7 protein-coding genes and 1 tRNA gene are annotated in these 9885 nt (G+C 59.6%); 6 read left to right on the top strand and 2 right to left on the bottom strand.

Annotated features, from left to right (window positions below; all coding sequences use genetic code 11):
- The coding region (locus VR74_RS20175) for a TolC family protein (protein WP_045699913.1) at positions 1-1133 on the bottom strand (1133 nt) is incomplete at its 3' end.
- A gap of 172 nt (positions 1134-1305) precedes the next feature.
- On the opposite strand from VR74_RS20175, the gene VR74_RS20170 reads away from it, so the two are divergent.
- The 6 genes from VR74_RS20170 to VR74_RS20145 all read left to right on the top strand — a co-directional run bounded on the left by VR74_RS20170 (position 1306) and on the right by VR74_RS20145 (position 8975).
- A complete protein-coding gene (locus VR74_RS20170; protein WP_045699909.1) occupies positions 1306-1596 on the top strand; it encodes a hypothetical protein in 291 nt (96 codons plus the stop codon).
- A 186-nt stretch (positions 1597-1782) separates the two neighbouring features.
- Positions 1783-2196, top strand: coding sequence for a hypothetical protein (locus VR74_RS20165; protein ID WP_034742939.1), 414 nt, complete (start codon positions 1783-1785; stop codon positions 2194-2196).
- A gap of 83 nt (positions 2197-2279) precedes the next feature.
- Positions 2280-3518 (top strand): TolC family protein, encoded by a 1239-nt coding sequence (locus VR74_RS20160; protein ID WP_034742943.1) that lies wholly within the window; start codon positions 2280-2282, stop codon positions 3516-3518.
- The gene (locus tag VR74_RS20155; RefSeq protein ID WP_045699907.1) at positions 3515-5341 is read left to right on the top strand and encodes an efflux RND transporter periplasmic adaptor subunit; all 1827 of its coding nucleotides are present in this window, start codon (positions 3515-3517) and stop codon (positions 5339-5341) included. Before VR74_RS20160 ends, VR74_RS20155 begins: the two co-directional genes overlap by 4 nt.
- Positions 5338-8553, top strand: coding sequence for a CusA/CzcA family heavy metal efflux RND transporter (locus VR74_RS20150; protein ID WP_045699906.1), 3216 nt, complete (start codon positions 5338-5340; stop codon positions 8551-8553). Before VR74_RS20155 ends, VR74_RS20150 begins: the two co-directional genes overlap by 4 nt.
- Positions 8550-8975, top strand: coding sequence for a copper-binding protein (locus VR74_RS20145; RefSeq protein ID WP_299951560.1), 426 nt, complete (start codon positions 8550-8552; stop codon positions 8973-8975). The genes VR74_RS20150 and VR74_RS20145 overlap by 4 nt, the downstream gene beginning before the upstream one ends.
- A 237-nt stretch (positions 8976-9212) precedes the next feature.
- Here the strand turns inward: VR74_RS20145 and VR74_RS20140 are convergent.
- Positions 9213-9302, bottom strand: a tRNA-Ser gene (locus VR74_RS20140).
- Positions 9303-9885: the final 583 nt, after the last annotated feature.

Below are 9885 nucleotides of genomic sequence, written 5' to 3'. Positions count from 1 at the left end.
GCGGCATAGCCCTGGACGGATGCTTCATAGGCCGCCCTGGCAGAGGGCAGGGCATCGTTTTCAAGGAGGGCCAGGCGTTCCTGGGCCGCGCGGACCTGAGCGACTGACGCACGTTGGCTGGCAAGCAATCTTGCCTCCACAGCCGCCCGGTCGGCGCGACCGGCATCGGTTCTGTAACCCGCGGCGCGGGTTGCGTCCCGGTTGCGGTCAAACAATGGGACAGGAACGCTGACGCCCAGAAGGAAGGCGGTATCGCCCGTTTGTTCAAACTGCCGCATGCCGGCACTTAGCGTAAGATCAGGAATCCCTTGCGCGCGCGCCAGATCCTGCTCTGCCTGCCGGGCGACGATGCCCGCTTCGGCTACTTTGATGGCGGGGTGTTGGCCCAGGTTGGCAGGACCGGGGTCGGCGGGCGCCGTCATTGGCTGGACGGGTGCCTCGAAGACCGGGTCGGCGCTTCCCCACAATGCGCTGAGATCGTAGCGAAGGGATTCCATGTCACCGCGTGTCTGTGCGGCCACTGCGCGCAAGGCTGCAGCATCGGCTTTCGCCCGGGAAAGTTCCGGTGGCGCGGCCGCGCCTGCATCCACTCGCTTGCCAACGGTTTCGCTGAGCGTGTCCGCCAGTTCGGCCGATTGATCGGCGAGACGGACGAGCTGGGCGGCCGCGTCCAGTTCATAGAAGAGCGTCACCGCCTCCAATTCTGTTTCGCGCAGGATGGCGTTACATTCTGCCGTTGCGAGTGCGGCACTGGCACGGGCAGCGCGCTGCCGTTTTGATCGCTTGCCGCCCAGCTGGAATGTCTGGGCGATCGAAAACGTTGTCTCGGTTTGATCAAAGCCAGCGAGTGGCCCGGAGCCCGAGAAGTTTTCTAGTTCCAATCCAATCGACGGATTGAGCCAGCGACCGGCCTGATCTGCGTCCGCCTGGCGAGCGCGTGTTTCCAGTGCGGCCTTGCGCACTTCCGGGGAAGCATTGCGGACTTCTGCCAGTACGGCGTCCAATGTTAAGGGGGCACCTGCCTCGATTGCGGAGACAGCGACCATTGGTCGGCTGCACGGAGCCGCGACCGCAGTGCCCGCAAGGACAGCTGCGATCAGGGCACAACATGCACCCTGCTTCAATGTATTCATTGAGTTAATTTCCTCGTGATGACCTGAAATATGCCGACGGCAGAGCCGTGGCTATGGCGTCAGATCAGACACGGGGAGGGCGGTAGAGGCCGAAGGGACCGGCGCGAGGCGCGGTCGCGTTTATGCCTGGCCACACGGAAGCGTCAGGAATTATGCGAGATACGGAGCTGGTATGAAAGGACCCGGCCAGATGGAAATGACAACTCCCGCATGCATCTACATGATGATCATGATCCGGGCTCGACTGTCCGTCTTTCGTGCGTTCTGTGCTCGTTTCGACGCCCTGGTCATCCAAAGCCTGACAGACTATCGTCTCAGGATCAATCGCATGTACATCCGCCGACGCAGGGCCAATCAACATGGTCGCGACCAGACAAGTCGCGAGCCAAAGTCTGATATTGAAGATGACGCCGAACAAACGCATGTGATGCGCCATAACAGTCAATTCTTCAAAAATCACTAAGAAATGTCACGCTCTTGAGGACTTTTACGCAACAGGGCTGGTGGTGGCTTACTAGTCCGGCAGGCATTTAGCGCTATCCGGTCGCCCGTAAATATATCGCGAGTCTTACGGCAGCGCGATCACAACTCCTTGATTTACCATGTCGGACTATTGGAATATTAATTTTGATGTGTGCATAGGGATCGAATGATCGGCATCTGTCGCCTCTTCCTCGCGCTTGTCGCGGCTGCACTGGTCGCCTGCCCGGTGATGGCCTTGGATGTCCAGAATCGTGGCGACGGCATCGAGGCGATGCTTGTGTCGAAGAGTGTTCAGGCAGCCCCTGGCATTGAAGATGTTCATCGCGATGCTTCCGGACCCGATTCGATGGAAGAGTCGTGCCCTAAACGAAATGATTGCAGCATTATCGCAATCAATCAGGTTTCACCCGCGCCCACCGTCTCTCCGCTGCCCGATGAAGCGAATTTGATCGCGATTCCGGCGGTGCAATTTTCGGTGGAAGAAGTCCTTATCAAGGGGTTCTCAACCGGTCCGCCGGCAGGAACATACAAACCCCGCCCGCAGACACCTCTCGTCCTGAAACAACGTTTCCTGATCTGATCAGCACAACAATCGCTCTGCCGCGCGCCTGAAGGCTCGCGGGCGGTTGCCTTGTTCTTCTGATTCAAATCCAGGAAAGACCCATGTTCACTCACCCATCACGCGTCTGGCTGCTCGCAGCGGTCGCCGGATTCGCATCTTCAACTTTCTCGGGTGCTCGCGCCCAAAGTCTCGATCAGCTGGAGGCAGAGCTCGCGCGCCATCCCGCGCTGGACGCCCTGCAATACCGTTCGGACGCAGACCGCGAACGCGCCACGGCTGCTCACGCGCTACCCGATCCGGTCATATCGCTCGGCATCAACAATTTGCCCGTTTTCGATCCGGTATTCGACAGGTTCCTGCCAACCAACAAGGCTGTAGGGGTACGCCAGCAGTTTCCGTCTGCTGCCTTGCGAAACGCCCAGTCATCGGGAGCGAATAATCGCGCCGCCCAGACCGATGCGGCGCGCGATTGGCAATATGCCCAGTTGCGCGCGGAGCTGCGCATTTCGCTGATCGAACGCGCGCGTATCCGGGAACAACGCCGCCTCGCGCTGGCCCGGCGCGAAAAATATGCCGAATTGACGGACGTCATACAGAACGAGATCGATGCGGGCCGCCCGGCTCTGTTCCGGCTGGCACAAGTCGATGTTGAGCGGGCTGATATTGATCGCGCGCTCGCAGAGCTCGACGCCGAGAACGCAGATATCGATGCCAGGCTAGTCGACCTAATCGGCGCGGTACCTGATACAGATGCGCCTATGCCGGTCGTCGCTGAATGGACGGGGGAGGCCGGCGCCTTTCACGCTGTTCGTATCGCGCAGGCGTCTGTCGGCGTTGCCGACGCCGGCGTCGATCAGGCGGCCGCCGCATATAAACCAGAATGGGGCGTGCAGCTAACCTATCAGCAACGTGAAAACGGGCGCGGAGGCATGGGATCCACCTTTGCTGGCGATGACTGGGTCTCGGGCATGGTGACATTCACTGTTCCCATCTGGGCTGAGAAGAGCCAGGCGCCCCGGCTGCGCGCGGCCAAAGCCGACCGTAGCGCGGCACGTGCCCTGTCCATGGCGGCCGCGAGGCGCGCGGCATCCGACTATGCGGGTTACCTGGCGACACGGCGTGCAGCCGTCGAATCGCTGGCGGTGCTCAAGCAGAAGATCCATTCTCTTGAGGACCAGCGAGACGCCTTGCTCACTGTGTATGAGTCCGGCGCCGGAGACTATTCCCCGATCATCGATGGCGAACTCGCTATCCTGCTCCTTCAGTCGCAAACCGCTGCCGAAGCGGCGCGCCGCGACGGCGCGACCGAGCGCCTCAATGCCCTTCTGGTGACATCATGAAAAATACAATTGTAACAAGTTTGCTCGCCTTGACTCTTTTGCTGGCCGCTTGTGGCGGCGCTGACCCCAATGCGGCAACGATGCGTGGGGCGGATGTGTCAGCCGATTCCGGCGGGGAGGTGCAGTCCTACACCTGCCCAATGCATCCGCACTATATATCGACCGACGCTGACGGGACCTGTCCGATCTGCGGCATGGATCTCATACCTGCCAAGGCAACGCCCACAGCAGGCAAGGGCAAGGGGGACGTCCTTTACTACAAGAATCCGATGGGCCTGGCTGACACGTCACCGGTTCCCAAGAAGGATTCGATGGGGATGGACTATATCCCAGTCTATGACGAACCAGCCGCTGGCAGCCGTATCACCGTGCCGTCCGAAATGTTGCAGACAATGGGTGTTCGAACGGCGCGCGCCCAGTATGCGTCATTTGGTCGGACGGTACGCGCATATGGAAACGTACAATCGAACGAGCGAACGGAATCTGCGTCGACCTCTCGGCTTGAAGGCTGGATCGAAAGCCTCACTGTGCGGGCGGAAGGCGATGCGGTTCGTCCCGGTGCCTTGCTGTACCGTATCTACAGTCCCGACCTGATTGCCGCACAAAAGGACTACCTGGCATCGGTCAAGATTGGCAATGACGCCCGGATCGCTTCCGTTCGCCAGCGCCTTCGTTCACTTGGCATGCAACCCGCCACAATCGCCCAGCTGGCCAGCACCGGTCAGCTCATTGAACGCGTCCCGGTCTATGCCGAAACAGGTGGGATCGTGAAATCTCTCGACATTCGCGAAGGCGATTATGTCAAACCGGGCACACCGGTCCTGCGCCTCCAGTCATACAGCGATGTCTGGGTCATTGCTTCCGTCGCAGAGAAGGATCTGCCCTTCATCGACACGGGGCTGCCGGTATCTCTCTCCATCCCAAGTGCACCGGAGGCGGCAGGGAAGGGTCAAGTCGACTATATCTATCCGACAATCGATCCGAAGACGCGTACGGCGCAGGTGCGTATTCTCGTCGACAACGCATCCGGTGCGCTCCGGCCGGGCGCCTATGCCGATATATCGTTCGACCTTGGCGGCGAAGCGCGCCTCTCGGTTCCGAGCGAAGCGGTGCTGCGTGACAGTTCCGGCGCGCATGTTGTTGTCGCGCTGGGCGATGGCAAATTCGACGCGAGGGCTGTTCAAACCGGTGTGTCCGCCCAGGGGCTGACGGAAATCCTGCAAGGCGTCAGGGCCGATGAAGAGGTGGTTGCCAGCGGCCAGTTCCTGCTCGATTCCGAAGTCAGCCTCCGCGAAGGGCTGGCAAAACTTAGCGGACCAACCGCCGGAGGGAATCCGGACACGCCACTTGACGAACTCGTCACCGATTCCGGAACACTGGCCGAGATCGACCATCTGACGGACATGGCCCTGTATTTTTACGAGGCGCTGACAGAAGGGTACCAGATCGATCCGACTTTTCTCGCGCCGGCGATTCAGACCGGCGACGCGCTTGGCGTACGTTTCAGCGGCACGAGGCTGGCGCCTGTCCTCGAGGGCGCCGTAACTGCGCTGATGTCGACCACCGACGCCACGGATGAGGTGACAACACGCAATGCCCTGGCAGCCCTGATGACTGCGCTTGACCCCTGGCTCATGGAAGGCGCGCCCGCCCATTACCGAGACGCAGGTCTTGCATTCTATCGTGAGACAGAAACCGGGCGCGCCTGGCTGCAGCAAGGGAGCGAGCCGACCAATCCGTATGGGACAGCCCAGGCAGAGAAGATCGCGTGGCCTGATCCCATGAACATGAATATGAGCGACATGTCGGAGGTGCCACAATGAGCGCGTCTTCCGATCAAGACCTTGCTGGCCGCGACCCGTCGCAGTCTTCTATCGCGAGACTTATTTCCTGGTCTGTTGCCAACCAGCTGATTGTGATGACGCTTGCGGTTGCGCTTGCGGTTGCTGGCTGGCTCGCGATCCAGAACACCCCGCTTGATGCCATTCCGGACCTGACGGATACGCAGGTCATTATCCGGACGGACTTTCCGGGCCAGTCGCCGCAAATTGTCGAAGACCTGGTGACCTATCCCCTGTCAACCAGCCTGCTTGGCCTGCCCAGGACGAAGGATGTGCGCGGGGCGTCGATGTTCGGAACCAGCTTCATCTATGTCATCTTCGAAGACGATGTGGACCTCTATTGGGCAAGGTCGCGCGTGGTTGAGGCCCTCTCGAGGCTCGGGTCGGAACTGCCTGCAGGCGCGACGCCGCAGATCGGACCAGACGCGACAGGAGTCGGCTGGATCTACCAATACGCACTGGTCGACAAGACGGGGGGGACCGACCTTGCCGAATTGCGCTCCCTGCAGGACTGGTTCCTCAAACTGGAACTGTCAGGCGTCGAGGGCGTTGCGGAAGTCGCTTCCGTCGGCGGCTTCGTCCGGGAGTTTCAGGTTCTGGTCGACCCGAACCGGTTGCGCGCGTTCAATGTTCCGATCCGGCGCGTGGCTGAAGCGGTAAGGTCTGCGAGCGGCGAGGTTGGCGGGCGGGTGCTCGAGCAAGGCGAAACCGAATTCGTTATCCGGTCCTCCGGCTATGTCGAGCGCAGTGCGGACCTGCAACAGGTCGTGGTCAAGGCCGAGGATGGCGCGCCGGTGACACTGGGCGATCTTGCGCGGATTGTTGAAGGACCGGCCCTGCGTCGCGGTGTGGTCGAACTGAATGGCGAAGGCGAGACAGTCGCCGGCATTATTGTGATGCGCGATGGCGAGAATGCGCTCGATGTCATCAGGCGCGTGAAGGCCAAACTGGCAGAGCTGCAGCGCGGCCTTCCAGAAGGGGTGGAGATTGTCACCGTCTATGACAGGGCGCCGCTGATCGAAGGCGCCGTTGAGTATCTCAAGGGAAAACTACTGGAAGAGGGAATCGTGGTTGCGCTGGTCGTCTTCATATTCCTCCTTCACTTCCGTGCAGCGTTCGTCGCCATCATTACGATACCGCTCGGTGTGCTCGGGGCCTTCCTGATCATGTCGGGGCAGGGTGTGACGGCCAATATCATGTCGCTTGGCGGGATCGCCATCGCGATCGGCGCCATGGTCGATGCCTCAATCGTCATGGTCGAGAATGCCAGCCGGAAGATGTCGGAACTCGGTGACACGGCTACGCCAAAAGTGCGAAGAGCAGCCCTGGTCCACGCGGCCCAGGAGGTCGGACCCGGGCTGTTCTTCTCCTTGCTGATCATTGCGGTTTCCTTCCTGCCAGTCTTCGCGCTTACGGGAGAAAGCTATCGTCTCTTTTCGCCCCTTGCGTTCACGAAGACCTATGCCATGGCATTCGGCGCAGTTCTGTCGGTAACCGTCGTGCCGGTCCTGATGGTCTGGCTCCTGCGCGGACGCATGAAACCGGAAAGCGCCAACCCGCTCAACCGGTTCTTCATCTGGCTGTACAAACCGATACTGCATGCGGCGCTGCGCTTCAAATGGCTGACGATCGGGCTGGCATTGCTGGTCATGGCCAGCGTCATTCTGCCGGTCCAGCGTCTCGGTACAGAATTCATGCCAGCGCTGTATGAAGGCGAACTTCTCTACATGCCGATAGCCTTGCCCGGCGCCTCCTCAACCAAGATGCGTGAAATCCTCGGTCAGACAAACCGGCTCATTTCGACCGTTCCGGAAGTCGAACGCGTTTTTGGAAAAGCGGGCCGCGCTGATTCCGCAACCGATCCGGCTCCCCTGACCATGATCGAAACATGGATCCAGCTGAAGCCGAAATCCGAATGGCGGCCGGGCATGACACCGGACAGGATTACCGACGAGCTGAACAGCCGGCTCCAGATGCCTGGCCTGGTGAACTCGTGGGGCTATCCGATCAAGATCCGTATGGACATGGTGTCGACCGGAGTGCGCACACCGATCGGTGTGAAGGTCACCGGTGACAGCCTTCAGGACATAAGCCGCGTCACGCGCGAGATCGAAACGGCCGTGTCCAATGTGCCCGGCACAAGGTCGGCCTTTGCTGACCGGGTCTTGGGCGGCCGATATCTGGAGATTACACCGGACCGGGCCGAACTCGCACGCCGAAACATCGATATGGGTGTCTTCCAGTCAGTCATCCAGACGGCCCTCGGGGGCATAAAACTGGCGGAGTCCGTTCAGGGACGCGAACGCTACGATATTATCCTGCGCTATGATCGTGCGTTCCGGGAAACCAGCACGGACCTTGAGAATATACTCGTGCCGACTCCGGAAGGTGCCCATATCCCGCTCGGCGAGATTGCCAGCGTCGCCTATACGGAAGGCCCACCCATGATCCGGTCGGAAAATGCAAGGCTGACAGGATGGGTCTTCGTCGATATCGCTGGGCGCGATCTTGGCGGTTACGTCTCGGATGCGAGAAAGGCCGTGGCCGATTCCGTCGATTTGCCTCCGGGCTACGCCGTGGAATGGTCTGGTCAATACGAACAGATGCAGGCTGCCAATGACCGTTTGAAGATTGCCATTCCGGCGGCTGTTGGTCTGATTTTTCTTTTGCTCATGCTGCATTTCGGTAAATTTGATCGCACCGCCATGATCATGATGTCGCTGCCTTTCGGCCTGGTTGGTGGACTTTGGGCGGTCTGGCTTGCGGGCTACAATTTGTCAGTTGCCGTCGCCGTGGGCTTTATTGCGCTCGGTGGCATCGCCGTTGAGACCGCCGTTGTCATGCTGCTCTATATCGACCAGCAGGTCAGGCTCGAACGACCAGAAAGCCGCGCACAATTGTTCGCCGCCGTGAGCCATGGCGCGGCCATGCGGGTCCGGCCGAAACTGATGACGGTGACAGTCGTTATGGCCGGTCTCACGCCGATCTTCCTGACGGAAGGGTTAGGGTCTGACGTGATGCGCCGCATTGCCCTGCCCATGCTCGGCGGCATGGTTTCGACAACCGTTCTCACGTTGATCGTCGTCCCCGTGATTTACTACATCTGGGTCGGACGAAAACTGGCCACACGGGCGGGATCGGATTCGACGGTTCCGGCCGACCCTATCGAAACGATTGAAGGAGAAATAGCATGAAAACGATCAAAGGCATGAAGGCGGGCATCATCTTGGGTGGGCTGGCATCGACGCTCGTCGCTTGCGGGCAAGCCCCGGACCCATACGCCACAGCCGCGAGACCTGAAACTGCGAGAGCAGGCCAGCCTAAGAACCCGGCATTGCAACAAGCGCTATCGGGAGAGGGTCAAGGTACGATTATATCGATTGGACCGGATGGTGACTTCCTGACAATTGGTCATGGTCCGATTGAAGGTGTTGGCATGGGCGCGATGACAATGGGATTCGAGACACTCTCAAGAGTTGATCTGGCGGGATTTGCCAAGGGCGACAAGGTCGCGTTCAGCGTCAAGCAGGGCAGGGACGGGAGTTTCCGTGTAACAGTCATTTGTAACATCGAAGCTCACGGCAAGGATTGCCTGCCAAAATTGACTCCGAACTAGATTGCATATTTGCGTGAATGCGCAGTTCGGCACGCACGGCAGCAGTTTAGCCCTATCAATTGGCACAACCTCCAAATCCACCGGAGATTCAGCGAATCAGCGTGATCGATCATGTCCGTCATTTTGGTAAGCACTGGCCTTCGGACACAAATATTCTGCATTTCGTTTGCGATTGTGCACTAGACAGTGCACTAGAATTCATAACAATAAATATTATCCAATAATAACAACGCGCAATGGCGGAGGAGGAGGGATTCGAACCCCCGGAGCCCGCGAAGGCTCAACGGTTTTCAAGACCGCCGCATTCAACCACTCTGCCACTCCTCCGGCGCACCGTGTTTGATATACTGAACGCCGGTTTGCAAGTCCCGATGTGCGCACCGGGGCATTCGCGTTTCCTGGCCAATCATTAACGCTCCCTTGCCGAGGTCGGCCAATCCTGAATGCCGGGTTCATTGGCTGTGCATCTCCCTGTGGTAACCATCAGAATTGAAGTCGGCAGAACAGCCGTCTGAAGCGACCTGAAGGTCGAGCCCGAGACCACAGAATGAGGTTCACGTTTCGCAATGCGTTTTACGACACAGCGTCGATCCGCCCAGTTTAGTTGTTTCCTTGCTGCCAGTGCAATCGCACTCTCTGCGAGTGGGCCGGCCTATGCGGGCCAGCGAAACCCTGCGCCGATAATTTATGCAGGGCAAAGTGCTCCGGCCCCTCAAGGCAGAGCGCCTGCGGCTGGATCACCGCAGCGAATATCGGCGCCGGCACCGGGCGAAGAAGGAAAACGCATCGCATTCCGTTATCCGGGGCAGGGCAGTGCAACGGCCACGGCACCTGCACCTGCACCGGCGGCGACCCGGGACTATGCGAGCACAAGTGTGCCGCAGATGTCGGCACCATCAAGCGCAGCAAC

The sequence above is a fragment of the Hyphomonas sp. BRH_c22 genome, from assembly GCF_000961795.1.
Lineage (GTDB): Bacteria > Pseudomonadota > Alphaproteobacteria > Caulobacterales > Hyphomonadaceae > Hyphomonas.
The sequence above is the reverse complement of the archived record's forward strand: the minus strand, read 5'-3'. Positions and strand labels throughout refer to the sequence as shown.